At 69.1% G+C, this 26,364-nt stretch carries 25 protein-coding genes and 1 pseudogene; 9 read left to right on the top strand and 17 right to left on the bottom strand.

Annotated features, from left to right (window positions below; all coding sequences use genetic code 11):
• Positions 1-202: 202 nt before the first annotated feature.
• Both groL and groES read right to left on the bottom strand, forming a co-directional pair.
• The gene (gene groL / locus ACH34W_RS19405) at positions 203-1,831 is read right to left on the bottom strand and encodes a chaperonin GroEL (protein WP_395962310.1); all 1,629 of its coding nucleotides are present in this window, start codon (positions 1,829-1,831) and stop codon (positions 203-205) included.
• Positions 1,832-1,935: 104 nt separating this feature from the next.
• Positions 1,936-2,247 (bottom strand): co-chaperone GroES, encoded by a 312-nt coding sequence (gene groES / locus ACH34W_RS19400; protein ID WP_225992920.1) that lies wholly within the window; start codon positions 2,245-2,247, stop codon positions 1,936-1,938.
• A gap of 255 nt (positions 2,248-2,502) precedes the next feature.
• Here groES and ACH34W_RS19395 point away from each other — a divergent pair, with 255 nt between their 5' ends.
• The 4 genes from ACH34W_RS19395 to ACH34W_RS19380 all read left to right on the top strand — a co-directional run bounded on the left by ACH34W_RS19395 (position 2,503) and on the right by ACH34W_RS19380 (position 7,140).
• Positions 2,503-3,771 (top strand): SAM-dependent methyltransferase, encoded by a 1,269-nt coding sequence (locus ACH34W_RS19395; RefSeq protein WP_395962309.1) that lies wholly within the window; start codon positions 2,503-2,505, stop codon positions 3,769-3,771.
• 160 nt (positions 3,772-3,931) lie between these two features.
• Positions 3,932-4,138 carry a zf-TFIIB domain-containing protein gene (locus tag ACH34W_RS19390; protein WP_151558844.1) on the top strand — a complete coding sequence of 69 codons (207 nt, stop codon included), beginning with the start codon at positions 3,932-3,934 and terminating at the stop codon, positions 4,136-4,138.
• Positions 4,139-4,330: 192 nt separating this feature from the next.
• Positions 4,331-5,947: a hypothetical protein gene (locus ACH34W_RS19385; RefSeq protein ID WP_395962308.1), complete on the top strand. Its 1,617-nt coding sequence runs from the start codon at positions 4,331-4,333 to the stop codon at positions 5,945-5,947.
• A 221-nt stretch (positions 5,948-6,168) separates the two neighbouring features.
• A complete protein-coding gene (locus tag ACH34W_RS19380) occupies positions 6,169-7,140 on the top strand; it encodes a phosphotransferase family protein (protein WP_395962307.1) in 972 nt (323 codons plus the stop codon).
• Positions 7,141-7,181: 41 nt separating this feature from the next.
• On the opposite strand, the gene tsaD is transcribed toward ACH34W_RS19380, so the two are convergent.
• From tsaD to ACH34W_RS19335, 9 genes are all read right to left on the bottom strand, one after another.
• Positions 7,182-8,219 (bottom strand): tRNA (adenosine(37)-N6)-threonylcarbamoyltransferase complex transferase subunit TsaD, encoded by a 1,038-nt coding sequence (tsaD, locus tag ACH34W_RS19375; protein ID WP_395962306.1) that lies wholly within the window; start codon positions 8,217-8,219, stop codon positions 7,182-7,184.
• Complete coding sequence (rimI, locus tag ACH34W_RS19370; RefSeq protein ID WP_395962305.1) at positions 8,216-8,716, bottom strand: ribosomal protein S18-alanine N-acetyltransferase; 501 nt, start codon at positions 8,714-8,716, stop codon at positions 8,216-8,218. The genes tsaD and rimI overlap by 4 nt, the downstream gene beginning before the upstream one ends.
• Entirely contained in the window at positions 8,713-9,423 is a 711-nt protein-coding gene (tsaB, locus tag ACH34W_RS19365) for a tRNA (adenosine(37)-N6)-threonylcarbamoyltransferase complex dimerization subunit type 1 TsaB (protein ID WP_395962304.1), read from the bottom strand. Before tsaB ends, rimI begins: the two co-directional genes overlap by 4 nt.
• Positions 9,424-9,496: 73 nt before the next feature.
• The gene (locus tag ACH34W_RS19360) at positions 9,497-10,243 is read right to left on the bottom strand and encodes a hypothetical protein (protein WP_395962303.1); all 747 of its coding nucleotides are present in this window, start codon (positions 10,241-10,243) and stop codon (positions 9,497-9,499) included.
• A 568-nt stretch (positions 10,244-10,811) separates the two neighbouring features.
• A complete protein-coding gene (gene tsaE / locus ACH34W_RS19355; protein WP_395962711.1) occupies positions 10,812-11,246 on the bottom strand; it encodes a tRNA (adenosine(37)-N6)-threonylcarbamoyltransferase complex ATPase subunit type 1 TsaE in 435 nt (144 codons plus the stop codon).
• A 38-nt stretch (positions 11,247-11,284) separates the two neighbouring features.
• A complete protein-coding gene (locus ACH34W_RS19350; RefSeq protein WP_395962302.1) occupies positions 11,285-12,367 on the bottom strand; it encodes an alpha/beta fold hydrolase in 1,083 nt (360 codons plus the stop codon).
• Between the two features lie 30 nt (positions 12,368-12,397).
• Positions 12,398-13,525, bottom strand: a complete 1,128-nt coding sequence (gene alr, locus ACH34W_RS19345) for an alanine racemase (RefSeq protein ID WP_395962301.1) — start codon at positions 13,523-13,525, stop codon at positions 12,398-12,400.
• A gap of 160 nt (positions 13,526-13,685) precedes the next feature.
• Complete coding sequence (locus tag ACH34W_RS19340; protein ID WP_395962300.1) at positions 13,686-15,131, bottom strand: NAD(P)H-hydrate dehydratase; 1,446 nt, start codon at positions 15,129-15,131, stop codon at positions 13,686-13,688.
• A gap of 93 nt (positions 15,132-15,224) precedes the next feature.
• Positions 15,225-16,094 carry a helix-turn-helix domain-containing protein gene (locus tag ACH34W_RS19335; protein WP_395962299.1) on the bottom strand — a complete coding sequence of 290 codons (870 nt, stop codon included), beginning with the start codon at positions 16,092-16,094 and terminating at the stop codon, positions 15,225-15,227.
• A 433-nt stretch (positions 16,095-16,527) separates the two neighbouring features.
• On the opposite strand from ACH34W_RS19335, the gene ACH34W_RS19330 reads away from it, so the two are divergent.
• Positions 16,528-17,160 (top strand): hypothetical protein, encoded by a 633-nt coding sequence (locus tag ACH34W_RS19330; protein ID WP_395962298.1) that lies wholly within the window; start codon positions 16,528-16,530, stop codon positions 17,158-17,160.
• Between the two features lie 295 nt (positions 17,161-17,455).
• Entirely contained in the window at positions 17,456-17,710 is a 255-nt protein-coding gene (locus ACH34W_RS19325) for a DUF397 domain-containing protein (RefSeq protein ID WP_395962297.1), read from the top strand.
• Between the two features lie 52 nt (positions 17,711-17,762).
• Here the strand turns inward: ACH34W_RS19325 and ACH34W_RS19320 are convergent, their stop codons facing one another.
• Positions 17,763-18,422: a hypothetical protein gene (locus ACH34W_RS19320; RefSeq protein ID WP_395962296.1), complete on the bottom strand. Its 660-nt coding sequence runs from the start codon at positions 18,420-18,422 to the stop codon at positions 17,763-17,765.
• A 320-nt stretch (positions 18,423-18,742) separates the two neighbouring features.
• On the opposite strand from ACH34W_RS19320, the gene ACH34W_RS19315 reads away from it, so the two are divergent.
• From ACH34W_RS19315 to ACH34W_RS19305, 3 genes are all read left to right on the top strand, one after another.
• A complete protein-coding gene (locus ACH34W_RS19315) occupies positions 18,743-19,621 on the top strand; it encodes a helix-turn-helix domain-containing protein (RefSeq protein ID WP_395962295.1) in 879 nt (292 codons plus the stop codon).
• A 124-nt stretch (positions 19,622-19,745) separates the two neighbouring features.
• A complete protein-coding gene (locus ACH34W_RS19310) occupies positions 19,746-20,006 on the top strand; it encodes a DUF397 domain-containing protein (protein WP_395962294.1) in 261 nt (86 codons plus the stop codon).
• Between the two features lie 88 nt (positions 20,007-20,094).
• On the top strand, positions 20,095-20,466 hold the full coding sequence (locus tag ACH34W_RS19305; protein ID WP_395962293.1) for a DUF397 domain-containing protein: 372 nt from the start codon (positions 20,095-20,097) through the stop codon (positions 20,464-20,466).
• Positions 20,467-20,585: 119 nt separating this feature from the next.
• On the opposite strand, the pseudogene ACH34W_RS19300 reads toward ACH34W_RS19305, so the two are convergent.
• The 5 genes and pseudogenes from ACH34W_RS19300 to glmS all read right to left on the bottom strand — a co-directional run.
• Positions 20,586-20,783 (bottom strand): annotated as a pseudogene (locus ACH34W_RS19300) (DUF6082 family protein); the annotation flags it as partial.
• Positions 20,780-22,222 (bottom strand): alkaline phosphatase PhoX, encoded by a 1,443-nt coding sequence (locus ACH34W_RS19295; protein WP_395962292.1) that lies wholly within the window; start codon positions 22,220-22,222, stop codon positions 20,780-20,782. The pseudogene ACH34W_RS19300 and the gene ACH34W_RS19295, both read right to left, overlap by 4 nt.
• Positions 22,223-22,345: 123 nt before the next feature.
• Positions 22,346-23,299: an ABC transporter permease gene (locus ACH34W_RS19290; protein ID WP_395962291.1), complete on the bottom strand. Its 954-nt coding sequence runs from the start codon at positions 23,297-23,299 to the stop codon at positions 22,346-22,348.
• A gap of 19 nt (positions 23,300-23,318) precedes the next feature.
• Positions 23,319-24,311 (bottom strand): ABC transporter ATP-binding protein, encoded by a 993-nt coding sequence (locus ACH34W_RS19285; protein WP_395962290.1) that lies wholly within the window; start codon positions 24,309-24,311, stop codon positions 23,319-23,321.
• Positions 24,312-24,387: 76 nt separating this feature from the next.
• Positions 24,388-26,232 (bottom strand): glutamine--fructose-6-phosphate transaminase (isomerizing), encoded by a 1,845-nt coding sequence (gene glmS / locus ACH34W_RS19280; RefSeq protein ID WP_395962289.1) that lies wholly within the window; start codon positions 26,230-26,232, stop codon positions 24,388-24,390.
• Between the last annotated feature and the right edge of the window lie 132 nt (positions 26,233-26,364).

Here is a 26,364-nt window from a genome sequence, read left to right as displayed (position 1 = left end):
CGCGGTCATACGGTCGCCCGTGGTCCCATGAATTCCCAACCGACCACCTCAAACACCCATAAACAGCTCAGCAGGCCGGAAATCACACGAAAGCCCCCACCCGGACGGGTGAGGGCCTTCGCTTCGAATGTTCAACCGGGCACCGTTGTTCAACCGGGCACCGTCGGGCCAATGATCAGTGGCCGTGATCGGCAGCCGGTGATCAGTGGCCGTGACCGTGACCGTGGCCGTGACCGCCGCCGGCGGCCTCATCGGCCTCCTCCGGCTTCTCCACGACGAGCGCCTCGGTGGTGAGCAGCATGCCCGCGATCGACGCGGCGTTGGTGACGGCGGAACGGGTCACCTTCACCGGGTCGATGACGCCCTGGGCGACAAGGTCGCCGTACTCGCTGGTCGCGGCGTTGAAGCCGTGGCCGGCGGGCAGCTCCTGCACCTTGGAGACGACGACGTAGCCTTCCTGGCCGGCGTTCTCGGAGATCCAGCGGAGCGGCTCGACCAGGGCGCGGCGCAGGGCCTCCGCACCGGTGGCCTCGTCGCCGCTGAGACCGAGGGCGTCGAAGCCCTCCTTGGCCACGTGCACCAGGGCGCTGCCGCCGCCGGACACGATGCCCTCCTCGATGGCCGCGCGGGTCGCCGAGATGGCGTCCTCGAGGCGGTGCTTCTTCTCCTTCAGCTCCACCTCGGTGGCGGCACCGACGCGCAGAACGCAGACGCCGCCGGCCAGCTTGGCCAGGCGCTCCTGCAGCTTCTCGCGGTCCCAGTCGGAGTCGCTGTTCTCGATCTCGACCTTGATCTGGTTGATCCGGGCGCTGATCTCGTCCTGCGAACCCTCACCGTCGACGACCGTGGTGGCGTCCTTGGTGACGGTGATCCGGCGGGCCCGGCCGAGGTCGTCCAGGCCGATGCTGTCGAGCTTGAGGCCGATGGCCTCGCTGACGACCTGGCCGCCGGTCAGGGTGGCCATGTCGCCGAGCATCGCCTTGCGGCGGTCGCCGAAGCCGGGCGCCTTGACGGCGACCGACAGGAAGGTGCCGCGGATCTTGTTGGCGACGAGCAGCGCCAGGGCCTCGCCCTCGACGTCCTCGGCCACGACCAGCAGCGGCTTCTTGGTCTGGGCGACCTTCTCGGCCAGCGGCAGGAACTCCTGCACGTTGGAGATCTTGCCGTCCACGATCAGCACGTAGGCGTCCTCCAGGACGGCCTCCATGCGCTCGGGGTCGGTCACCATGTGCGGCGACAGGTAGCCCTTGTCGAACTGCAGGCCCTCGGTGAACTCCAGCTCCAGGCCGAAGGTGTGGGCCTCCTCGACGGTGATGACGCCGTCCTTGCCGACCTTCTCGAACGCCTCGGCGATCAGCTCGCCGATCTTGGCGTCCTGCGCGGAGATCGTCGCGACACCGGCGATGTCGCTCTTCTCCTCGATCTCGCGCGCGGACTTGAGAAGCTGGTCGGACACGAACTGCGCCGCCGCGTCCATGCCCCGCTTGAGGCTCAGCGGCGAGGCGCCGGCGGCCACGTTGCGGATGCCCTCGCGCACGAGCGCCTGGGCCAGCACGGTCGCGGTGGTGGTGCCGTCACCGGCGATGTCGTTGGTCTTGGTCGCCACTTCCTTGGCGAGCTGGGCACCCAGGTTCTCGTAGGGGTCCTCCAGCTCCACCTCGCGGGCGATGGTGACGCCGTCGTTGGTGATGGTCGGCGCGCCGAACTTCTTGTCGATGACCACGTTGCGGCCGCGCGGGCCGATGGTCACCTTGACGGCGTCCGCGAGGGCGTTGACGCCGCGCTCAAGAGCCCGGCGAGCGTCCTCGTCGAATTGCAGGATCTTCGCCATACGGATAACTCCCAAACTCCGTTGTACGGCAGACACGTCACGCGAGCGCCCCGGACCCGCCCCTGCTTCGGGCGGATCCGGGGCGTTGCATCACGTCTCGGTGATTACTTCTCGATGATCGCGAGCACGTCGCGAGCCGAGAGAACGAGGTACTCCTCGTTGTTGTACTTGACCTCGGTGCCCCCGTACTTGCTGTAGAGCACGACGTCGCCGACGCTTACGTCGAGCGGCACGCGCTCGCCCTTGTCGTCGACGCGTCCCGGGCCCACCGCAAGGACAGTGCCCTCCTGGGGCTTCTCCTTGGCGGTGTCAGGAATGACCAGGCCCGACGCGGTGGTGGTCTCGGCCTCGAGCGGCTGGACCACGATGCGGTCCTCAAGCGGCTTGAGAGCAACCTTGGTGGCGGTCGTCACGATCTGACCTCCCCTTCGTGGTGTCCTCGGCCGACCTCGGCGAGGCCGGCCGCACAGGTGGCAGAAGAGGCGACCCTGGACCGGCCTGTCGTCGCGGGTGCCAGACCGACCTTGTCGCTGTGTTGGCACTCTCGCCTGGAGAGTGCCAGTCCGGAGACTATGCAATCCCCGGTAGCCCGTCAACACGAACACGGTCAAGGGCGAACACAGTCAACGGCCGCGTCTTCCGCCGTTCATCGCAGCGCTACCGTCCACCCTATGGACATCGCGGCGTTCTCAAGCCTCCTCACCTCACCCGGCCAGGCGGTTCTGGCCGAGGCGGCCGGGGCGGACCTGAGTGAGAACGGGCTCATCACCACCGCGTCCCGGCTCCGTGAGCGCCACCCCGCCGACCTGGTCGCCGCCGCCCTCACCCAGGTGCGCCTCCGCGAGCGTGCCCGTGCCAAATTCGGCGGGGACGCGGCTCGGATGTACTTCACCCCCGCTGGACTGGAGCAGTCCACCCGGGCGTCCGTGGCCGCATACCGAGCCCGCCGCTTCGCCTCGTTCGCCACAACCTCGTTCATCACAACAGGGCCCACGCTGGAGCTCGGGTGCGGGATCGGCGGCGACCTCATCGCCCGGGCTCGCGCGGGGGTGCCGGGTGTGGGCGTCGAGCTCGATCCGCTGACGGCCGCAGTGGCTCGGGCGAACATCGAGGCGTTCGGGCTGGGCGAGTTGGCCTCCGTCCGTGAGGGGGACGCCACGCGGCAGGACCCGGGCGGGTACGGGACGGTCTTCGCCGACCCGGGACGGCGGACGGCGCGGGGGCGGGTCTTCGACCCGAGGTCGTACGAGCCGCCGCTGGACACGGTGCTGGAGCTGGCGGGCCGGGCGGGCGGCGCGTGCGTGAAGGTGGCGCCCGGCATCCCGCACGAGGCGGTGCCGGACGGCGCCGAGGCCGAATGGATCTCGGTTGGCGGCGAGGTCAAGGAGGCCGCGCTGTGGCTCGGCGGGCTGGCCGGGGACGTGCGCCGCCGCGCAACACTGATTACAGAAGAAAAGCCGATTACAGAAGAAAAGCTGACGGTCGAGACACTGACACCCGAGCCCGGGCTGGGCGATCCGGCCGTACGCGAGTGGGGGCGTTACCTGTACGAGCCGGACGGGGCCGTGATCCGCGCCCATCTGGTCGCCGAGGTGGCGGCGCGGGTGAACGGCGGGCTCGCCGACCCGCAGATCGCCTACGTGACCTCCGACGAGCTCGTCCCGACCCCGTTCGCCAGCGCGTACGAGATCGAGGACGTGCTGGGCTTCTCGCTGAAGCGGCTGAAGGCCGAGCTGCGGCGCCGCGAGGTCGGCGTCCTGACGGTCAAGAAGCGCGGCTCGGCGGTCGACGTCGACCGGCTCCGGCGCGACCTCGGCTTCGCGCGGAAGGCACCCAGGGGGGCGAAAGAGATGACGCTCGTCCTGACACGTGTCGGCGCTGCGCCGATCGCTCTGCTGACGCGCCCGGCAGACCATAGCGCCCTTAATCAATCCCAATGATCTCCACGCGGGCCGAGAACACCAAGTGACCACGGGCAACGCGCCACGGCAGAGCAAATCCTGAGCACTTTCCGGCATTGCGCGGACTATCATTTACGCCTGACCGGCAAGGTTGAATGAACCGGGCCGGGAAACGGCCCCGCTTGATCAGGAGGTGGCCATGCAATGCCCCAAATGCCATGCGGGAATGGTCGGCTACCAGCGTGACGGCATCCTGATCGAGCAGTGCATGTCCTGCCGGGCGGTACTGATCGGTGAGTACGAGCTGGTCAGGTTGGTCGAGACCTGCGGCTGCACGCTGCCGCCGCCCCTGCCCAGCAACGGGCACGGCGGGCGGCACTATGAGGGACGCCACCGCCGGAATTAAGCAGAACACCCGAATCACCACACTCGTTGTGATCGGCCACGTTCCGTACCACTCGGGAAACAAGCGCATTCTACAGAACTCGTAATGTTCCCTGCTCCCTCTCATAGGCACGCTGGAGAAGCACTATGGTTGGGCCCTCACGATTCATTGCCGCGCGTTATTTAGCCGCGTCGGCACACGAAGGAGCATCGGGTGGAAACGAATCACAACTTCCTGCAGACGGGGGGTCAACCGGTCTCGGACCGGATGCGGGAGTTGCTCGCCCGTGCGGCGCAGGACCACGTCTATGAACAGCGCTCACAGGGTCAGGTCCTGGATGAGATACGCCAGCGACTGGAAGGTATGGAGTGGCTGCTCCGGGAGGTCCGGGAGCGGGAACTCAACGGGCTGACGGGGCAGCTCGACAACGTGCGCGGGCAGGTCGACGACCTGTCCAGCAAACCTCCGGAGTGGGCCGAGGGACTTGCCGAGCACATCGAGGCGGTGGGCGAGCGGGTCAAGCCCGTCGCCGAGTTGCCGGCGCTCTGGGCCGACGTCGGTGTCGTAGCCGAGAACGTCGATGAGGGTCTCACCCGGCTGCAGGCGGTGCTGGACTCCGCGCAGAACATCACCGACGCCACCCAGCAGGCATCGCAGCGGATGGAGGAGATGACCAAGCGCCTGGACAAGCTCCAGGGCAGCATGGAGGCGGCCTCCGTCCGCTTCAACCGGCTGGACAAGTCACTGGCCGAGCTGGGGCACCGGGCCGAGAAGCTCGAACATTCGATCACCGGGGTCACCACGCGGGTGGACCAGTCGCTGGGCGAGATGGCCGAGCGCGTGGAGCAGGGCCTGGAAGCCGTCAACGGCCGGGTCGAGGGGGTCGGTGGACGGCTGGAAGGGCTGGACGGACGGCTGGAAGGGCTCGATGGCCGACTCGAGGGGCTGTCGGGCAAGCTGAACGGGCTGGACGGCCGGTTCGAGGGCATCGATGACCGGATCGACGGCGTCAACGACCGGATCGGCCAGCTCCCCGCCACACTGGAGATCTCCGAGCTGCACCGCAAGCTGGCCGAGCTGGTCCAGCGGCCGGTGCTCGACCACAGCGACCGCTTCGACGCGCTGGAAAAACACCTCGTCGACGCGGTCGACCCGCTCATCGAGGAGTTGCGCGCCCGGCCGGACCGGGACGAGGTCAAGGCGACGATGTCCCAGATCGCCGAGACCGCCTACAGCGACGTCGCCAAGCGGATGGAGGAGTTCTCCAAACGCTTCGAGGACGTCCACGAGAACGTGCGCAAGCGCATCGAGGGCATCCACGAGGAGGTCACCAAGAAGGTCGACGGCGCCCTGGAGGAGTTCACCACCCAGGTGGAGATCGTCTCCCGGCGCGTCGAGTCGGTGCACATCGACGTCACCAAGCAGGTGGAGTCGGTGCACCACGAGTTCTCCCGCCAGGTCACCGGCGTGCACGACGACGTCAGCAGGCGGATCGACGGGATCCACGACGACGTCACCAAGCAGGTGGACAGCATCCACGAGGACGTCACCAAGCGCGTCGGCGGCGTCCAGGAGGAGTTCGCCAAGCGCGTGGACGGCATGCACGACGAGGTCGCCCGCCGCGCCGCGGACGTGCAGGCGGAGGTCGGCAAGCGGGTCGAGGGCGTGCAGACGGAGGTCGGCAAGAAGGTCGACAGCGTCCACGGCGACGTCACCAAGCAGGTGACGGCGGTGCACGAGGACGTCCTCAAGCGGCTTTCGACGCTGGAGGAGACCATGCTGGCGCTGGCCGAGGCGCTGCTGCGCCCCCGCCGCGAGGGCAAGGACTAGCGGCGGCCCTGGCGGCGAGCTTCATTGATCATGGAAGGGCGGGGCGCCCAAGACGTGGGCGCCCCGCCGACGCCCACGGTGCGAACTGGAGAAGACCGCAAAGAGACCCCCGCGAAGGCGGCACGGTGGAGGATCCTCCACCCAAGAAAGGCCGACGACGTGCGTTTCGTTACGTTCCGTCTTTGCAAAATCACTCTCAATACCCAGCTGAATCCGTTTTCATGGACCTCGTGACCCAGACCCCGGCTACCTGTCTTCCGATCGGCGCACCGCCAAACCGCGCCACCCTGCGCTGGGTCGAGGAGTGCCTCGGCCAGGGCGCCGAGGTCAGGATGATCCGTCCACTGGCGGGCGGCGTCGCGCACGTCAACCACGCGCTTCTGGTGGAGAGCCGCTCAGGCAGCGCCCACCGGCTCGTGCTCCGCCGCTGGCTCCCCGCAGGCCCTCCTGACCTCGGCGCAGGCCGCCCGCACGACGCCTACTTCCCCCGGGGCGGCTCGGATTTCTCCCCCGAACGTGAGATCGCCGCGCTGGCCCTCCTGGCCGGCGCCGAGATCCCGACGCCCACGCTGGTCGCCGCCGACCCCGCCGGCGCCTACGGCGACGCCCCCGCTCTGCTCATCACCCGGCTGATCGGGCACCCGCCCCGGCCGGCCCCCGACGACCTGCCCGAATACCTCATCCAATTCGCGGCGGCGCTGCTGGGCGTGCATGCGCTGAACGGCGCGTCCACGATGCCGCCGTACGTCCCCTACAACCGGCTCGGTGTGCGCACACCGCCCGTGCACGCGGACCGCACCGAGCTGTGGGAGCGCGCGTACGACGTCGCGTCCAGGCCCGCGCCGGAGGCGCCGTCCCGCTTCATCCACCGCGACTACCAGCCGGACAACACGCTGTGGTCGTACGGGCGGCTCACCGGCGTCGTCGACTGGTCGGACGCCTCGTACGGCCCGGTCGCCGTCGACATCGCGCAGATGCGGCTGAGCCTGGTGCTGCGGTACGGGAAGCCCGTGGCGGACCGGTTCCTGGCCGCGTTCGACCAGGTGTCCGGCGGCTACCCGCACGACCCGTCCTGGGACGTCCGGTGCCTGCTGGACATGCTCCCGGAGGAGCCCGGGCGGACCATCAGCGAGGCCCACGTGCCACTCATCGAGGACTACCTGGCGTCCCTGCTGGCCGAGCTCGAAGCCTGATCGGCGAACTCGAAACCTGATCGGCGCTGGAGCAGCACGTACTAGAGCAGCACGTGCTCGATCGGCAGGCTGGAGTCGGCGGGCAGATCGAGCTCTGACGGGGCCTTGCCGGAGGCCACCAGCTCGGAGCCCAGCGCCGCCACCATGGCGCCGTTGTCGGTGCACAACTTGGGCCTCGGCACCCGCAGCCGTACGCCTGCGGCCTCGCACCGTTCCTGGGCGAGGGCCCGCAGCCGGGAGTTGGCCGCGACGCCGCCGCCGATCAGCAGGTCCTGGACATCGTTGTCCTTGCAGACCCGCAGCGCCTTGTGGGTGAGGACGTCGACCACCGCCTCCTGGAACGAGGCGGCCACGTCCGCGACCGGCACCGGCTCGCCGGCGCGTTCCCTGGCCTCGACCCAGCGCGCGACGGCCGTCTTGAGGCCGGAGAAGGAGAAGTCGTACGTGCCGTCGGCGTACTTGCCACGCGGGAACGCGATCGCGGCCGGATCACCCTCGCGGGCCATCCGGTCGATCACCGGGCCGCCGGGAAAGCCGAGATCCAGCACCCGGGCGACCTTGTCGAACGCCTCGCCCGCCGCGTCGTCCACGGTCGAGCCCAGCGCCCGGACGTCGGTGGCCACATCGGGCACCAGCAGCAGCGAGGAATGGCCTCCCGAGACCAGCATGGCCACGCAGGGCTTGGGCAGCGGGCCGTGTTCGAGCTGGTCGACGGCCACGTGCGCGGCCAGGTGGTTCACCCCGTACAGGGGCTTGCCGAGGGACAGCGCGTAGGCCTTGGCGGCGGCCACGCCGACCATCAGCGCGCCGGGCAGCCCCGGACCGGCGGTGACCGCGAACGCGTCGATGTCCTCGAACGCCACCCCGGCGTCGGCGAGCGCGCGCTCCACGGTCGGAGTCATGGCCTCAAGATGGGCCCGTGAGGCCACTTCGGGCACGACACCGCCGAACCTGGCGTGCTGCTCCACGCTGGAGGCGATCGCGTCGGCCAGCAGAGTGTGGCCGCGGACGACGCCGACGCCGGTCTCGTCGCAGGAGGTCTCGATGCCCAGCACCAGGGGCTCGGAGTCTCGGATCATGATTGCTCCCGGGAGAAGCCGACAGGCGCACGGCGAACCGCACGGAGCTCGCGGCGCATCACAATGGCGTCCACGTTCGACGGCTGGTAGTAGCGCTTGCGGACGCCGACACGTTCAAAGCCGAACCGCTCGTACAACCGGCGCGCCGAGTCGTTGTCGGCGCGCACCTCCAGGAAGACGGCCTCGCTGGCTCGGCGGGCCGCCTCGTCGAGCAGCTCGGTGAGCAGCGCTGCGCCGATGCCCGCGCCCCGCCAGCCGGTCCGCACCCCGATGGTCTGCACGTCCGCCTGCCCGCCTGCGGCGGACAGGCCCGCATAACCGATGATCTCCCGGTCTCCGGACTCGGCGATCACGTAGTGGCGGGTGCGCGGCTGGTCCGCCAGCTCGCCGCGGAACATCTCCTCGCTCCACGCGTCCTCGGGGAACAGCTCCTGGTCCAGCCGCAGGACGGCGGGCAGATCCTCGTCGGTCATGCCGCGCAGCAGGTACTTCGTCATGGCCGCACTCCGCTCGGCGGCGTCGAGGGCGTCACCTTCTTGCGCGGGCCGGGTTCCTTGGCGTCGGGACGCCGCAGGTAGAGCGGCTCGGGCGGAAGCAGCTCCGGCCCGGCGCCGCCCGATAGGCGGGTCACCGCCAGCTCCGCCAGCGCCGTCGCCGTCGGCAGCAGCGGCGCGGGGTCCTGGCCGGGTGTGCCCAGCACGTCGGCGTACAGGGCCGCTCCCTCGCCGATCACCGGCAGATCGCTGGGAGCGCCGTCGCGCACGTCGGTGGCCGGGCCGACGGCGGGCTCGGTCGAACGGGCGCCCGCCGAGTCGTAACGGGCCCAGTAGACCTCCTTGCGCCGGGCATCGGTCGCCACGGCGAACGGCGTCATCCGGCCCGAGGCCCAGGCGACGACGTCCAGCGTGCAGACGCCGTGCACGGGGATGCGCAGCGCCTCGCCCATGGCGCGCGCGGTGACCAGGCCGACGCGCAGCCCGGTGTAGGGGCCGGGGCCGACGCCCACCGCCAGCGCGCTGAGGTCTTCCGGTGCCGCCCCCGCCTCGGCCAGCACGGCCGCGATCGAAGGGGTGAGCAGCTCGGTGTGCCGGCGCGGGTCGACCGCCTCGGCCGCCGCGCGGCCGACGATCCCCTCACCCGGAGACCACTCGTACAGCGCCACGGTGACGGCGGCGGTCGCGGTGTCGAAAGCCAAGACGAGCACGAACTAAAAGCTTAGTGCCCGTGACAGGCGGTGGGGCCCGCGCGGGACACCCCGCAGGTCACCAGGGGCGCGTTCAGCTGGCGTTGAGGCCGGTGACGGCGCTCTTCGCGGCTTCCAGCGCGCCGTCGATGGCGACGGACTCACTGAGCGGGGATCCCTTGTTGGAACCCGAGTAGTGGATCGTCACCAGCACGTTGCCGACGCGGACGTTGGCGATGGCCTCGCTCGACCCCTGGCTGTCGTTCACGCTGTAGACGACGTAGCCGTCGTCGCCGACATCGGTGAGCCGGCGCTTCTCGGTCAGCTCCTGGACCGCGAGCAGGGCCTTGCCGGACTCGTCCGCCTTGCGCTCGGCGTCGAACGAGGCGCGGGCGGCGTCGGTCGCGCTCTGGCCGCCCGCCGCGACGATCGCGCGCAGTTCCACGGTCAGCTGGCGCTTGCGGTCACCGGTGTAGGCGCCCCAGACGCACTGGTTCTGCCGGTCGTTGCTCTGGTAGTTGTCGGCCTGGGTGCGGTCGGCGTTGGGCGCGAGCCTGCCCGCTAGCTCGTTGCCGACCAGCTGGCACGCGTCGGGCACAAGCGACCGTTCGCCCGTGGTCTGGGGCGTGGTGTCGGCGGCGCCACTGTTGGCGACCTCGCCGCCGCTGTGCGCGCCTTCCCCCACGCCGCCCCCGCTCATGATCACGAATGCCGCCAGCACGCAGGCCGCGGCACCGGCCACCACGCCCGCCAGGACGAAGGCCCAGCGGCGGCTCGACTGCTTCTTCCGCACGACGCGGTGGCTTCCGCTGCCGGTGCGGCGGGATCCGACGTCGCGCATGGGGCGGGGACCGGTCTCGCGCATCGCACTGGGACCGGTGTCGCGGATGGGGCCAGGCCCCGTGCCGTGAACGGAGCCAGGCCCGGTGCCGTAGACGGAGCCAGGTCCCGAGCCATGGACGGCGCCAGGTCCTGAGCCATGGACGGCACCAGGTCCCGAGCCGTGAACGGAGCCAGGTCCCGAACCGTGAACGGAGCCCGAGCCGTGACCGGAGCCCGCGCCAGTGTCACTAGCCGCGCCAGCGCCGGTGTCGCGAGGGGCGCCGGGGCCGCCAGGGCCGGTGTCACGGATGGGTCGGCGGGGGCCGGATTCGCGCGCCGGATAGCCGCCGCTCCCCGCCGGAGGGCGTGGGCCGAGCCCGGCATGGCGGTACGCGCCGCTGTCCGTGCCGTCGGTGCGGTGATTCCCGCTGCGATGATTCCCACTCACCGGTCCACTCCCGCCCGAGGAAAAGCCGCTATGTCGCGAAGGTGTGGTTCGTTCGGCAAAGAGTACGACATGTAACCGTAAAGTGGCTCGGTCCCACTTACGGAAAATCGCGAGTGTTTCTCAGATCGCCTAGGCCGCATCAGGCCAGATCGTCCCGCAGGTAGGCCCATCGCCCGCCGACACCGGTGATGTTCACCGACCGTTCCTCGGATCCCTCGTCATGCCCGCGAGAAATGATCACTTCTAGTCGATCTTCGGTCAGGCCTTCCGCCAGTCCCTCGCCCCATTCCACGACCGTGACCGACTCCGCCACCGACGCGTCCAGGTCGAGATCGTCGAGCTCGGCGAAACCGCCCAGCCGGTAGGCGTCCACGTGCACCAGCGGCGGCCCGCCGCACAACGAGGGATGCACCCGCGCGATCACGAAGGTCGGCGACGTGATCGGCCCGCGTACCTTGAGCCCCTCCCCGATCCCCTGCGTGAGCGTCGTCTTGCCCGCGCCGAGGTCGCCGGTGAGCACCAGCAGGTCCCCGGCCTGAACCAGCCCGGCCAGCCGGAGCCCCAGGTCCCACATGTCCTCGGCAGTGGGCACGGCCAGGTTCAGCGGCTCACTCACGCGGTGCGCTCCTCGCGTCGTGGCAGGACTCGTTCGACCAGACGGCGCAGTCCACCGGTGACCACACCCGGGTATTCGAGCGGCAGGACATGGCCGGCGTCGCCGACCTCGATCAGCTCCGCGTCGGGGTGGATCTCGGCGATGCGGCGGCCATGCTCGGCCGGCGTCAGCCGGTCCTCGCCGCCGACCAGGACGAGCGCGGGCACCTTGGCGATCGTCTCCATCGCGGCCGACTTGTCGTGGGAGACCAGCGACGGGTAGAACTCCGCGATCACGTCGATCGGGGTCGTTCTGATCATCTGCTCGAGGAAGTCCACCACGGTCGGGCTGACGTACTTGTCGGCGAACGCCATCCGGCGGGTGACCATGAACGCGATGTCGGCCCCGTACACCCGCGCCCGGTCCACGAGCGCCGCGCGGCGCCCGAGGCCGCGCAGGGTGCCCGACGCCAGCGGCCGGATCACCTTGGCCAGCACGAGCGGCAGGCCGAGCGTCAGCTCGGCGAGCTCGCCGGAGGAGGTGTTGACCAGCGCCACGGCCTTGATCTGGCTCCCGAACAGCTTCGGGTGGTCTGCCGCCAGCGCCATGATCGACATGCCGCCCATGGAGTGCCCGACGAGCACGACGGGCTCTTTCGGCCGGACGGTCGCACGCAGCACCGCGTGCAGGTCGGCGCCGGTCTGGTCGATCGTGGCGTGCGTGGGCTTGCTGCGCCCCGAGCGGCCGTGGCTGCGCTGGTCCCAGAAGACCATCCGCAGCTTCGCGCCCTTCGCCGCCAGGTCGCGCCGCTGGTAGTGCCAGGAGTCCTGGTTGAGCGTGTAACCGTGGCAGAACACCACGGTCAGCGGCGCGTCGTCCGGGCCGTCGATCTCGACGTGCAGCGGCAGGCCGTCGTCGGCCAGCACCGTCAGCTCCCGGCCGCGGAGCTCGCCGAACGGCTCGCCCGCGTCCGGGTCGGGACGCAGCCGGACGCGGCCGACCGCCAGGTGCCGCAGCCCGACCGCGGCTCCGACACCGGCCGCGCCGATGCCCGCCACGGCGCCGACTGCGCCGATCCTGCGCTTGTTGCTGCTTTTCATTGTCTGACCTGTCCTTTTACGATGCGCCCCTTACGACGCGCCGCCCTCGTACACCCTGGGGACCCGCGAACCGATGCGGGTGACGATTTCATACGAGATCGTGCCGAGCGTGTCCGCCCACTCCTGGGCGGTCGGTTCGCCCCGGTCCCCCGGGCCGAACAAGATGATCTCGTTCCCGGCGGACAGCGTGTCGTCCCCCAGGTCGATGACGAACTGGTCCATGCAGACCCGCCCGGCGATCCGGCGACGCCGGCCGGCCGCGAACACCTCCAGCAGGTTGGAGCCGTGCCGGGGGATCCCGTCGCCGTATCCGGCCGGCACCAGCGCGAGGTTCGTCTCCCGGTCGGTGACGTACGTGTGGCCGTACGAGACGCCGCTGCCCGCCGGAACCCGCTTCACCACGGCCGTGTCGGCGGTGAGCGTCATGGCCGGCCGCAGCCCGAACGTACCGAGCGCCGGCACGGGCGTCAGCCCGTACATGGCGATGCCGGGCCGCACGAGATCAAAGCGGGCCTCCGGCAACGTCAGGATGGCAGCGGAGTTGGACAGGTGTCTGATCTCCGGCCGGATCCCCGCCTTCTCGGCATGCTCGACGAGCTCTGTGAAGACTTCGATCTGGTTCGCGATCGAGGGATGCCCGGGGTCGTCCGCGCAGGCAAAGTGCGAATAGAGCCCCACCACCCGGAGATGCCCGGCGGCCTCGGCCTTGAGCGCGGCCTCCACGAGCGCGGTCCAGTCCGCCGGCGTCGACCCGCCGCGGCCCATCCCGGTGTCGGCCTTGAGCTGCAGCCTCGCGGGCCTCCCGGCGCGTTCGGCTGCCGCCGCGATCTCCTCGACCAGCGAGGGCGTGCCCGCGGTCAGATCCACGTCCAGCGCGATCGCCTCGTCGTACGGCTCGCCCGGCACGCCCAGGCAGACCAGCGTCCGCACCCCGGTGATCCCGGCCCGCCGCAGCTCCAGCGCCTCAGCGAGCTTGGCGACCCCCAGCCAGGTGGCCCCGCCGGCCAGCGCCGCGCGGGCGGCGGGCACCAGCCCGTGGCCGTACGCCTCCGCCTTGACCATGGCCATGACCTCGGCGCCGCCTGCCCGTTCCCGCAGTTGGGAGACGTTGTGGCTGATGGCGGCGAGATCGATGCGCGCCTGTGCTGGACTCCTCATAGTTACCCAGTGTGCCGGTCCATGGGCAGTGCATGGGATGTGTTCCCCCGCTGTCCCCCGGCCCATGACCGCACTGTCCGCGTGAACCCCTATTACGTTCCTTACCCCGTTTGGACGCGATCGCCCGCTGCCAGGTTCCCCCGGTCGCCCGCCGCCAGGTTCACCCGGTGAGGCTGCGGAAGGCGTCGGGAAGCCCGGTGACGACGTCGAACGCGCTGATCGGCGTGTCGGAGGGCTCGCCTGCCGAGGCGAGCCGCGCGGCCAGCCCGTGCAGGTAGGCGCCGGCCGCCGCGGCGTCCAGCGCCTGCATCCCGCCCGCCAGCAACGCCCCGATCAGCCCAGACAGCACGTCCCCGGTCCCCGCCGTGGCGAGCCGCGGCGTGCCCGTCGGATTGACCCGTACCGGACGATCCTCCTCGGCCACCAGGGTCGTCGACCCCTTCAGCAACACGATCGCGGACAGCTCGGCCGCCGCGCGCCGGACATGCTCCAGCCGTCTCGCCTCGATGATCTCCCGTTCCACGCCGAGCAGCCGGGACAGCTCCCCCGCATGAGGCGTGAGAACGGTCGGAGCCTCCCGCCGCAACAGGTCCCGCCGCCGCGCCAGGATCGTCAGTCCGTCCGCGTCCACCAGCGCGGGCAGATCGGTGCTCAGGGCCGCTTCGACCAGCGCCTCACCGTCCGCGCCGGTCCCCAGTCCCGGTCCCACGACCCATGCCTGCACCCGCCCGACCCCATCCAGGCCGTCCCGAGGCTCGATCACCGCGGTGACGACCTCCGGCCACCGATGCCTCACCACCTCCACGGCGTGCGGCACCGAGGCGAACCGGACCATCCCCGCACCGCCCCGCACAGCCCCGCCCACGCTCAGCACAGCGGCACCGGTGAACTCATCGCCGCCGGCCAAGATCCCGACCACGCCCCGCCGGTACTTGTCGGACTCCGGCCCCGGCTCGGGCGGCCGGACATCCATCGGCCAAGCCGCCACGACATCGGGATCGGGCAGGTCCAACCCGATATCGACCAGCTCCACGACACCGCAATATGCCGCCCCCGGGTCGATCAAGAGCCCCGGCTTATGGGTCCCGAACGTGACCGTCACATCCGCCCGTACAGCGGTGCCCTCCACCCGTCCACTGCTCGCGTCAACCCCGCTGGGGACGTCACAAGCCACAACGATCCCGTCAGCCTCCGAGGCCCGCCGCGCAAACGTCGCGTACGGCTCCCGCAATCCCCCGGTCCCGCCGATCCCGGTCAGCCCGTCAATCACAAGATCGGCGCCCTCGATCCCGGCATCGTCCGCCAGCCGCCCGCCCGCTCCCCGCAACGCGGCCAGCCCCTCCTCATGGATCTTCGAACCGGCCGCCACAGCGGTCACCCGGGCGCCCCGCCTGGCCAGCCGTGCTCCGGCGTACAGAGCGTCGCCACCGTTGTCACCGCCGCCCACGAGCAAGACGACATCCGCCCCGTACACCCGCGGCAACAACCCGGCGCAGACAGCAGCCAGCCCCGCCGCGGCCCGCTGCATCAGCGTGCCTTCCGGCAACCGCGCCATCAGCGCCTGCTCGGCGGCGCGTACCTTGCCGACTTCGTGCGCGTACCTCATCCAGACTCCCCTTCAGCGATCACGACCGCCGTCGTAATGCCCCCGTCGTGGCTCAGTGAGACATGCCGCCGCGCCCACCCTGCCACGCCGGCCTCAGCGCGCCCATCGCTCCGCATTGACCCGTTGGATGAACTCGACCGAGCGACTCTGGTCAAGGCTGCGTTCGACAAGCCATTGGAACTCGCGACGGTATTCATGCGTGACCGTCTCGTCCTGAATCTGGCTCGAGGTACGACTCTCCGTATGGACCATCGCGGGGAACGTGACCTCGTACGCAGGCGCGTACTCCAGCAAGGTGAACGCACTGAGACCAGCGCCGTGATCGGCGTCCAAGGGCAACACCAGCAGCTCGATATTGGGCAGCCCCGCGAGCTCGACGAGGCGCTCCAGTTGCCGTCGCATCACGGTCGCGTCCCCGACGCGCCGCAACAGCACGGCCTCGTCCAGCACCACCGTCAACCGCAGCGAACGCGGCGGCGCGATCAGTTGCTGCCGTCGCATCCGCACCTGCAGATCTCGGTCGATGGCCGCCGGTGGACGCGGCATCACCTCGTCCCACCCGAGAATGAGCCGCCGCGCGTAGTCCTCGGTTTGCAACAGCCCGTTGACGGCCTGGCTTTCGAAGGTGAGGACCTGATCGGCCTCGTCCTCCAGCGCGATGAACGTGGCCAGGTCATCGCGCAGTTCGGGGAAGTCGGCCCACCAGCCCTTCTTCCCTGCTTCGTGCGACAGAGCCAGCAGTTCGGCCCTCATGTGCTCGGTCGCCCGGTACAGCTTGAGCAGCCGTCTGAGATCAGACTCGCGGACCCCGATGCGCGCGGTCTCGATCCGGCTGACCTTGGAGGCCGACCAGCCCAGCCGCCAGCCGACATCATCCGCGCTGAGCTCGTTCTCCTTGCGCAGCCGCTGGAGCGCGGCCCCCAGCCTGCGCTGGCGAACGGTCGGAGCTCGCGACGTGGGCACCGCCGACTCCCCCCCACGACAGGCCGGGAATGGTCTCCGGCCACGGGTTGTCCAGTTGTCTGGTCGTCTGGGATGTGTTGGATTGTCTTACAGTGCAACTGACACTGCACGTTGCATTGTCACGTTATTCCATCATCTTCCGATGGTATGAGCAATTGGTCGTGCAATTTTCGACCGTCCATGTCACGACAAGGATAGATTCTTCTTAACCCCTGACTGCATGCGGCCGTGCATGTTGCACAGGACGTCCTGATCGGTCATACATAGACCATAAGGGGAGTAAACCGAACCGGCACCCTCTGCCGGGGCGGATCACGCGAGCGACGCCCGCTAACGGCGACGATGCTGTTATCGGGGCCTGCCACCCAGGTGGCAAACCTTCCTCAGTCTCTGCCGGGCCGGGCGGGAGCATCGGCCTGGATGGGAGGGCACCTTGATCAACCTCCGCGGCCCCCTGCACCGAAGCATCCTGGCCCTGGACCTCGAAAGCTCGTCGGCCCGCACCAACCTCATCAAGGTCGAGTTGCGGCACCAGCTCTACCACCTCCTGCGCGAGGCGATGAAAGCCGCCGGGATCGACCAACGGCACTGTGAGCCGATCGCAGACCGGGGTGACGGGGTGCTCGTGCTGGTCCACCCGGTGGACGAGGTCCCGAGATCGCGCCTTCTGATGCCGCTCATCCCGGTGCTGACGCGCCTGCTGACGGAGTACAACGCCGCTCTACCTCCGGCCGAACGTGCCGAACGGCAGCTTCGCATGCGCGCCGTGGTGCATGCGGGCGATCTGCTGTGCGATGACCACGGCCCCTTCGGAGCCGAGATCGACGCCGCCATCCGGCTGCTGGATTCGCAGGTGGTCCGTGAAGTGCTGCGCGAGACCACGGCACCGCTCGTGCTTGTTGTGTCCCAGCAGATCTACGAAGCGATCATCTTCCATCGCTACGACGGGATCTGCCCGGAAACCTACAAGCGCGCTGTCGAGGTCAGAGTGTGCGGTCTCACACGCTACGGCTGGATCCATCAACCGCCGTCTGAGAGTTGCTCCCAACCTCCCACTGCCGCCTAAAGGAGATAGACGGATCGTACGGGCCCACAACTGCAATTTCGTCTACGAAGTTCGCTTCTGGGTTGATACAAACCGACTGGCGGTGTCCACAAAATTGACCAAGGACGTAACGCGCGCCACGTTGCCGGTGCGACTCCCAGCCCACTAGTCTTCCCCGCAGTCGGCACGTGCATGCCGACGTATATTCGTCCATTCATTCAGGTCGGGGCATGCAACAGGCCACCCCTTCTTGAGCTCTGCCCTAGGAGCTCCTGAGATGGGGTCCCTTCGCCTCGACTAGGCGAAGGGGAAAGCCATGCAGGCGACAGTGGAGGATGAATTCGACGGTGAGTCCAGACACTCAGGACTTTCCCCGGCATCTCCGCAGTGGCAGAAGGCCCAAGCCTGCCAGGCGACAAATGGCTGTGTCGAACTAGCGCCACTCTCCTCGGGGATCGCAGGTGCCCGGGACAGCGTGCTCGGCGATGCCAGCCCCATCCTATTCCTCGACCAAAAAACGTTCCGGGACTTCCTTTCACACACCAAGCAAGGTGTCTACGACCTGCCGTGACGAGGGGATGATGAGGGCTCGAATTGAGCCCGTTCCCGGAATGGCTGGGGTGTTAGGCGGCGGTGTGGTCGAGGCCGGTGAAGTGCTGGGTCTCGGTTATGAGCTTCAGCGCTTCGATAGGGACGTGGACCCAGCCTTGGCGGCGGCGACCGGCTACTTTGACGCGGACGTCGGGCTGGTAGGTCTCCGGAGAGATACCGCCGTAGCCGTGCTTGACGATGGTCTGGTAGATCTCCTCGGAGACGACCAGGACGAGGGGTGCCGGCACGGATTCGAGGCACTTCTTAAGCGCCCGGGCATCGAGGAGACGGCAGGCCACGTCGAGGGCTTCGCCGAAGTAGCCGTACGCGTCACGGTGGATCTCGCCGGCGTGCACGACGGCACGGAGACGGAGGCCGCGGCGCGGCCGTTCGTCGGGCGGAAGGCCCAGGTTGTAGTCGACCAGCTGCCGGGCGAGCTCGGGGATGAGGCGGCTCAGCAGGTAGGTCTTGGGGACGCCGTCATCGGGCTGGATCAGCGCGAGCACGCCGTCGCCGCGGTCTTCGAACGGGTCGCGCTGCCGCGGGCCGATACCGGCGCAGGCCATGGCCTGGTCCAGCATGCGGTAGACGTGGCCGCGCAGCTCACCTTTGATCGGGTTGGTCCGGAGCGGGCTCGTCGACCGTTCCATGTCGACGGCCAGGATGCTCCGGTGCAGGGGGAGATTGTCCACCGGACCCCTCCATTCTCCGGCCGGTCGGCCGGCAACCTTCGAGGGAAGACCACGTGGTTGTGATCTCGGATGACCCGGCGAGGCCCCGTTGCCTGCCTTCGGTCGGCCGGGCTTGTGACCCGGTCGGACGCCGGCCGTTTTGATGATCGGCCGCTTGGTTAGATTGTGAACATCCGTAGGTTGCTGTGCAAGTTACAGTGTCATGTACGGCGACGAATCCTTCGACGCCGTAGAAACATCGCCACCCGGCTTGCGTCGTGGCCCCCCTCCCGGGGCAGACTGCGCACAAAGCAACCCGTTGGGCGGGAGAGACCGCAGCCATGAGCGCATCCCCACGTCCTTCCGTCCGGCAGCGGCGCCTGGCGGCCGAGCTGCGCAGGCTCCGCGAGGAGCGGCAGCTGACGGGAGACGACGTCGCAGCCGAGCTCTCGTGGAGCACGGCGAAGGTGTCCCGGATCGAGAATGCGCGCACCGGTGCGCGGATCTCCGACGTCCGCCGGCTCCTGCGCCTTTACGAGGTGAACGGGCCGCACCACGACGAGCTCATTGCACTCGCGGAGGACGCGGCAGAAAAGGGCTGGTGGGAGGCCTTTCCATCAATTGGACCCGAATACGCCCAGCTGATCGCGCTTGAGGCGGACGCGCGCAAAGCCCTCTGCTGGGAAAATCTCGTCGTTCCCGGACTGCTCCAGACAGAGTCTTACGCTCGCGAAGTCATCAGCGGCTGGCAGATCGTCGACACGCTGACACCTCAGGAGATACAACGACGCATCGAGGTTCGCATGCGCCGTCAGCAAGTGGTCGAGCGCCAACCGCGCCCACTGGAGCTGCAGGTGGTACTTGACGAAGCCGTTCTCCGGCGACGCATCGGCGACGCGGCAGTGATGATCGAGCAGGTCTCCCATCTCCTTCGGATGTCGACACTGCCGCATGTGGAAATATTGGTGCTACCGCTCGATGCACAACAAAGAATCCTGGGCGGCTCGTTCACACTGCTCGAATTTCCACCTCTCTACGATGCCCCCTTTCCCGACACCGTCCACACCGAGAGCCTCACCCTGCACTATTTGGAGGACGAGCGAGAGACCAATATGTATAGACTCGCCCATCACCACATGCGCCAGACCGCACTGCCACCCGAAGAATCCCGCCTGTTGCTAGACCAAACCAGAGACTGGTGGACCAAGCCGCGGGAGTAGTCGGCCATTACACGGCCACGCCATTCGCAGTGGCGACGGCTCAACTGGTAAAGTCCGGGCGCGAAGTCACTTTGAGCGACTCCGGCTACCGGCTTTCACTGCCATAGCGGAGTTATCAGGCAAGGTGCCTGCAGCTCGAATCGGACAAAAAAACCCTGGAGGATCGTCGGTGTCAGCCTTGGTCGCAAACTCCGCCAGATGGCGGAAGAGCACACGATGTGGCGGAAGTGCGACGTGTGTTGAGGTGGGCGTACTCCCGAATGGACAGATCGGCACTCGGGACACGAAGGATGGCACCGAAGGGCCAATCCTGAGTTTCAGTACACACGATTGGCGCACGTTCCTAACGCAAGCAAAGAGCGGCGAATTCGACCTCAGTGTCTAGTACCAGGACACGCTGAGTGAGGGCGCCCGTCCCACATTCACTTGACGGGCGCCTGTCGCATCAGACCCTTGACTCTCCCCTGACTCGAATGAAGTCCTGCTCTCCGTTTGATCGCTCTCCGTGTTATCACCAGGCGGATCGATCTCCCGCTAATATTCTCGGTGGACGGTGGGTAGAACCTGCTTGGCAACGACGCCTGTCCTCGTCGGTCCAACCCCGTCAGGAGGTGGGGATGCGAGCTGAGCAGGCATCCCAGAGTCCATGGGTCAAGAGTCGGCACTGCGGCGCCAGCAACACCTGTGTGGAGGTACGCAGGCTCCCTGGCCGGAAGGTAGGGGTTCGCGGCGAACCGGATTCCGGCGAAGCAGCGATCCTTATTCTCACTGAAGCCGGCTGGCTCGGCTTCACCAACAGTGTCAAGTCCGGCGTCCTCGACCCGAGGATCCCGCCGGCCGTCTGAACAACCCGTCCCCCCGCGTACCCCACGACCACGCCCGCACCCACGGCACCGAGCAGCGAGAGGGATCTCGGACGGCGCGTACGCGGAGCATCCGGCCGAACGGCAACACGTCTCCTTGCGGGCGGCCCGGTGGCGACAGCCGCGGCGTGTTCCTGGTCGAAGATCTCGTTGAACGTCCGGGCGCGGCGGCCCGTGGCGCAGGCGATGCGCGCCGAACCGTGCATCTGCCAGTAACTGCGCCCCGGTGCCGCCGCGCAGCCGTCTTCCCAGGGCGACTCCCGGCGGCCGCTGGGCGGCTCCCGGGCGGGCGAGGTCAGAAGGGGCCGTGGTGCCAGGGGCCCCAGATCGCGAAGCTCATGCCCACCTTCGACTGGATGTTGACGAAGAGCGTCCTGCCGTCCGGGGAGAACGTGGAGCCGGCGAATTCGGCGCCCCCGTCCTCCTTGATGGGCTCCAGGCGGCTGAAGTCGAAGAGGTTCCCGCGCTGCGTGAGGCCTCGCAGGTAGTTGTCGCCGTCGCCGTCCTCGCAGAGGACGAGGGCGCCTCGCCTGCTCTGGGTGATGTTGTCCGGCAGGTCGAGCCAGGTGGCGCCGGGTGACTCCACGACGAGGCGGAGCCTGCCGCTGCGCGTGTCGTACGCCCAGATCTGGCCCCGGCCGTCACCGAAGCCGGAAGGCGGCGGCTGGGTGACCGGCGCGCCGCCCTGCGTGGAGACGAAGTAGACCACGCCGTGGTCGTAGACCGCGCCCTCCAGGCGGGAGAAGAGCGCGCCGCCGCCCGCGCGGCCCTGCTTGCCGACGGCCTGGATCGCCTCGTCGTTGCTCGGCTTGCCGGTGAACGTGGGGTCCGGGTCGTCGATGTCGACCCACGTCGTCTCGTACACCGCGTTCCTGGGCTGGCCCAGCGACAGGTCGGCCCCGGGCCTGCCCTTCACCGCGAGCATCTGGAGCCGGCCGCCGTCGAGGAGCCGGCCGGTACGGAGGGGGTTCTTCGGCGGCAGGTAGCGGTAGAAGCCCGAGGCGAAGTTGAAGTTGTCCTCGGTCATGTAGATGGCGCCCGTCCGCGGGTCGCAGACGGCTGCCTCGTGCGCGAAGCGGCCTGCGTTGCGGATCGGGCGCGGCGTGACCCGGCGGCTGGTCGGGACCTCGAAGAGGTAGCCGTGCTTCTGCTTGAGCTTGCTGTTGTCGCCGCCGGAGAAGTCGTTGCCCACGTCCGGGCCGTTGATCGTCTCCTCGCAGGTGACCCAGCTGCCCCACGGCATCGGGCCGCCCGAGCAGTTCATCTGGGTGCCGCCCAGGCTGACGCGGGAGTCCAGCACTTCGCCGTACGGGGTGACGCGCAGAGTGCAGGTGCCGCCGCCCGCAGCGGAGTCGTACGCCTTGGCCGGGTCGCCGAACGCGCCGACCGGCCCGTTCACCTCGTGGTTGCGGACCAGGATCACCGAGCCGCGGGTGCCACGGAAGGCGGCCATGCCGTCGTGCTTGCCGGGGGTCACGGTGCCGTCGCCCAGCGTGGAGCCCGCCGGGTTGAACGAGCGGTAGCGGAATCCCTGAGGCAGATGCAGCCGGACCTCGCCGTCACGCAGGTCGCGCACGGGGCGCAGTGGCCCGTAGGCGCGGCCCCGCGCGGGCACGCCGCCGTTGCTCACCTTCTCCGCTTGCTCCGTGTGCGCGAGGACCCCTTGGAACGGTCCCGCTGTCAGCGCCGCTCCGGCCGCCACGGTCGCTCCACCGGCCAGGAAATGACGCCGATCCATCCCGGATTCTCCTTCGTCAGGCAACGTTCTCCGGGAATTTACCGATCATTCACCATATGGGACAGGCCGCGAACAGCCACGTCATCCGATTGTGACCGCGCTCGCGCTGCACTGACGCCCTGATCAGGCCACCCGGATGCCCTCCGGGAGGGTCCGCGCCGGGGCACGCAGCCGCCGTGCGCTCACCCACAGGGCGCCGCCCGCCAGCATCAGGTTGAACCCCAGCCCATACGGCCAGACCGGCCCCACAGAATCCTCATCTCCGCCGCTCCCGGCACGGGCGTCCCGCACCGACCGGCCGATGTCACCGAGCGGGTCCGATTCCTCACTCTGGTAGCCGATGCTGTTGTGCCTCTTGGGCAACCGCGGCGTCGCGTCGGCCAGGATCACGACCGGGTTGGGCGCGAGCAGCCACCACACGTACTCTGTGTGCTCCTTCGAATACGTGCCGTGCTCAGTGTCCGACGGCGCCGCCGTCAGCGGTATCGCCAGCGTGAACACGATCGGCGTGACCACCAGCAGCCCGAACACCGTCATGTACGACATCAGTACCGAGGTGATGCTCCGCGCCAGCAGCGCCGACCAGCCCTGCGAGATCGCGCAGACGATGCCGATGAGCAGGCCCGCGACGAGCACCACGACCACGAAGCGCCCCACGCCGATCGCGCCCTCGAGGACGGGCAGGAACAGGGACGGCAGCGTGAGGCCCAGCACCACGAGCCCGGTCCCCCACGCCGCCACCAGCTTGCCCAGCGCTATCTCGCCCGCCGTCAACCGCGTGACCTGGAGCGTGGCGAGCGTGCCGCGTTCCCTGTCCCCGTTGATCGTCTGCGCGCTCAGCGCCGGCGTGACCAGCAACGTGAGGACCAGGACCGAGAGCAGCACGCCGCCGAACATGATGACGCCCTCCTCGTCGCCCCAGTCGAAGCCCTCCGAGCTTTCCAGCGCCAGCCGGAAGAGCACCGCGAGGCCGTTCACGACGACGCCCCACACCGTCAGGAGCGCCTTCCACCGCCCGGTCCGCAGCCGCGTGCGGATCTCCTGCCGTGCCACGAGGCCGATTCCGTGCGCTGTCATTCCGTGCGCTGTCATCGTGCTACCTCCGGTTCTGCGACATGTTCTCGGTCATGGCGAGGTACGCGGACTCCAGCGCGCTTCCGACCGGTCCGAACGCGACGACGCGCACGCCCTCCGCGATCAGCGCCGCGAGCAGATCGGCGGCCTCGTTCTCCGTCAGGGGACCGACCTCCGCGCCACCCGGCAGGTCGCCGACCTCGCCGAGACCGGGCCGGGCGGCCAGCCGCGCCGCGAGGGAGCCCCCTTCCACTCCCTCCATCGCTCTGATGCGCCAGCGCGCGCGTCCCATCCCGTTGGGCCCGGACGCGATGAGGTCGGCCATCCGGTGCTCGCCCACGGCCTGGCCGTGGGCGACCAGCACCACCCGGTCGGCGATCTCCTCCAGCTCGCTGAGGATGTGGCTCGACACGAGGACGGCCACACCGTCCGCGGCCAGTGAGCGGAGCAGGTCGCGCAGCTCGACGCGCGACCGGGGATCGAGCCCGGAGGCGGGCTCGTCCAGCAACAACACCCGGGGCCGGTGCACCAGCGCACGGGCCACGCCCAGTCGCTGCTTCTGCCCGCGCGACAGCCCATGGACGGGCCGTCCGAGCTGGTCCTCCAGGTGAACGAGCGACAGCAGCGCCCGGACGCGGCGCGGCTTCTCGTCCTTCGGCAGCCGGTACGCGTCAGCGAAGAACGCCAGGTATTCGTCGACCGTGAGCTGGTCGTACACCCCGAAGGTGTCCGGCATCCAGCCGAGCGCCGACCGCGCCTGCTCGGGATGCGTGCTCAGATCATGGCCCGCCACGCTGATCCGGCCCGCGTCCGGAGCGAGCAGCGTCGCCAAGATCAGCAGCAGGGTGGTCTTGCCCGCCCCGTTGGCTCCCACAAGGGCGGTCACCTGCCCGTAGGGAACGGTCAGATCCAGCCCCCGCAGGGCGGGCACCATTCCGAACGCGCGGAACACCCCGCGCGCCTCGATCCCGTTCGGTTCGATCCCGTTCGGTTCGATCCCGTTCGGTTCGGCCACCCGGCCACCTCCCGCGCGATGACTATCCCCTTCCGACGCGGGGACGGACGCGGGTGGTTCCGGGAGGTTCCAGCCGTTATTCGACCGTGACGGACTTGGCCAGGTTGCGGGGCTGGTCGACGTCGTGGCCCTTGGCGGTGGCGAGCTCGCAGGCGAAGACCTGGAGCGGCACAGTGGTCACCAGTGGCTGCAGCAGGGTCGGGACGGCGGGAACGCTGATCAGGGTGTCGGCGTACGGCTCCACCGAGTCGTCCCCCTCCTCGGCGATCACGATGGTGCGGGCTCCGCGGGCCCGGATCTCCTGGATGTTGGAGACGATCTTGTCGTGCAGCACGTCACGGGCGCGCGGCGGCACCACCACGATCACCGGCAGGCCCTCCTCGATCAGCGCGATCGGGCCGTGCTTGAGCTCGCCGGCGGCGAACCCCTCGGCGTGCATGTAGGCCAGTTCCTTGAGCTTGAGCGCGCCCTCCAGCGCGACCGGGAAGCCCACGTGGCGGCCCAGGAACAGCACGCTGCGCTCGTCGGCCAGCGACCGGGCCAGCGCGCGCACCGGCTCCATGGTCTCCAGCACCTTCTCCACCTTCTCCGGCATCCGCTCCAGGAGCTGGATCATGGCGAAGACCTCGTCGCCCCACTTGGTGCCGCGCACCTGCGCGATGTAGAGCGCGATCAGGTAGACGGCGACGAGCTGGGTCAGGAACGCCTTGGTGGAGGCGACAGCGATCTCCGGTCCGGCGTGCGTGTAAAGGACGCCGTCACACTCGCGCGGCAACGTCGACCCGTTGACGTTGCAGATGCCCAGCAGCTTGGCGTGCTGCTCGCGGGCGTGCCGGACGGCCATGAGCGCGTCCATCGTCTCGCCGGACTGCGAGATCGCGATGACCAGCGTGGTCCGGCTCAGGATCGGGTCCCGGTAGCGGAACTCGCTGGCCAGCTCCACCTCGCAGGGCAGTCCGGCCCAGTGCTCGATGGCGTACTTGGCGATCAGCCCGGCGTGGTACGAGGTGCCGCAGGCGACGATGATGATCTTGTCGACCTCGCGCAGCTCCTGGTCGGTGATGCGCATCTCGTCGAGGGTGAGCCGGCCGTCGGTGCCGATGCGGCCGAGCAGGGTGTCGGCGACCGCGCGGGGCTGCTCGGCGATCTCCTTGAGCATGAAGTAGTCGTAGCCGCCCTTCTCGGCGGCGGACACGTCCCAGTCGACGTGGTATTCCTTCACCTCGGCGGGCTTGCCGTCGAAGTCGGTGACCGTCACGCCGTCCCGGCGCAGCTCAACGACCTGGTCTTGGCCCAGTTCCATGGCGTTGCGGGTGTGCGCGATGAACGCGGCGACATCACTGGCGAGGAAGTTCTCGCCGTCGCCCAGCCCCACCACCAGCGGCGAGTTGCGGCGCGCCCCCACCACCAGCTCAGGGTCGGCGGCGTGCACCGCGACCAGGGTGAAGGCGCCCTCCAAGCGGCGGCACACCTTGCGCAGCGCCTCGGCCAGGCCGATGCCGTCCTTCAGCTCCTCCTCCAGGAGGTGCGCGACGGTCTCGGTGTCGGTGTCGGAGGCCAGCCCGTGACCGCGCTCCTCCAGCTCCGCGCGGAGAGTGGCGAAGTTCTCGATGATGCCGTTGTGGATCACCGCGACCGACCCGGAGCAGTCGGTGTGCGGATGCGCGTTGCGGTCGTTGGGCGGCCCGTGGGTGGCCCATCGGGTGTGCCCCATTCCGAGCGTGCCCGCCGGCGGCGCCGCCTCCTCCAGCAGGTTGCGCAGGTTGACGAGCTTGCCCGCGCGCTTGGCCGTTGACAGCTCCCCGTCGGACACGAGAGCGACCCCGGCTGAGTCATAGCCGCGGTACTCCAGCCGTGCCAGTCCCTCCATCACGACCTCGACGGCCTGCTTCGAGCCCACGTACCCCACGATTCCGCACATGGCGGCAAGCCTATTCGGTGTCCGGCCCACACGCGCGCGCTGGCCACCAGCGGCTAGGCGCCCGCCGTCCCCGGCGCGACACGCCGGGCCGCGCCTGCGCCTACCTGCAAGGGCTTTGGGGCTGTCCCCAAG

Origin of the sequence: Actinomadura sp. 6N118 (assembly GCF_044326415.1) — a bacterium.
Lineage (GTDB): Bacteria > Actinomycetota > Actinomycetes > Streptosporangiales > Streptosporangiaceae > Spirillospora.
This window is presented reverse-complemented; position numbering and strand designations above follow the sequence as displayed.

What these genes read in the sequence shown, in the direction of transcription:
- groL (WP_395962310.1), bottom strand. Translation starts at nt 1,831, where the DNA reads ATGGCGAAGATCCTGCAATTCGACGAGGACGCTCGCCGGGCTCTTGAG.
- ACH34W_RS19395 (WP_395962309.1), top strand. Translation starts at nt 2,503, where the DNA reads ATGGACATCGCGGCGTTCTCAAGCCTCCTCACCTCACCCGGCCAGGCG.
- ACH34W_RS19390 (WP_151558844.1), top strand. Translation starts at nt 3,932, where the DNA reads ATGCAATGCCCCAAATGCCATGCGGGAATGGTCGGCTACCAGCGTGAC.
- ACH34W_RS19380 (WP_395962307.1), top strand. Translation starts at nt 6,169, where the DNA reads ATGGACCTCGTGACCCAGACCCCGGCTACCTGTCTTCCGATCGGCGCA.
- tsaD (WP_395962306.1), bottom strand. Translation starts at nt 8,219, where the DNA reads ATGATCCGAGACTCCGAGCCCCTGGTGCTGGGCATCGAGACCTCCTGC.
- rimI (WP_395962305.1), bottom strand. Translation starts at nt 8,716, where the DNA reads ATGACGAAGTACCTGCTGCGCGGCATGACCGACGAGGATCTGCCCGCC.
- ACH34W_RS19360 (WP_395962303.1), bottom strand. Translation starts at nt 10,243, where the DNA reads ATGCGCGACGTCGGATCCCGCCGCACCGGCAGCGGAAGCCACCGCGTC.
- tsaE (WP_395962711.1), bottom strand. Translation starts at nt 11,246, where the DNA reads ATGTGGGACCTGGGGCTCCGGCTGGCCGGGCTGGTTCAGGCCGGGGAC.
- ACH34W_RS19350 (WP_395962302.1), bottom strand. Translation starts at nt 12,367, where the DNA reads ATGAAAAGCAGCAACAAGCGCAGGATCGGCGCAGTCGGCGCCGTGGCG.
- alr (WP_395962301.1), bottom strand. Translation starts at nt 13,525, where the DNA reads ATGAGGAGTCCAGCACAGGCGCGCATCGATCTCGCCGCCATCAGCCAC.
- ACH34W_RS19340 (WP_395962300.1), bottom strand. Translation starts at nt 15,131, where the DNA reads ATGAGGTACGCGCACGAAGTCGGCAAGGTACGCGCCGCCGAGCAGGCG.
- ACH34W_RS19325 (WP_395962297.1), top strand. Translation starts at nt 17,456, where the DNA reads ATGCAGGCGACAGTGGAGGATGAATTCGACGGTGAGTCCAGACACTCA.
- ACH34W_RS19315 (WP_395962295.1), top strand. Translation starts at nt 18,743, where the DNA reads ATGAGCGCATCCCCACGTCCTTCCGTCCGGCAGCGGCGCCTGGCGGCC.
- ACH34W_RS19305 (WP_395962293.1), top strand. Translation starts at nt 20,095, where the DNA reads ATGAAGTCCTGCTCTCCGTTTGATCGCTCTCCGTGTTATCACCAGGCG.
- ACH34W_RS19295 (WP_395962292.1), bottom strand. Translation starts at nt 22,222, where the DNA reads ATGGATCGGCGTCATTTCCTGGCCGGTGGAGCGACCGTGGCGGCCGGA.
- ACH34W_RS19290 (WP_395962291.1), bottom strand. Translation starts at nt 23,299, where the DNA reads ATGACAGCGCACGGAATCGGCCTCGTGGCACGGCAGGAGATCCGCACG.
- glmS (WP_395962289.1), bottom strand. Translation starts at nt 26,232, where the DNA reads ATGTGCGGAATCGTGGGGTACGTGGGCTCGAAGCAGGCCGTCGAGGTC.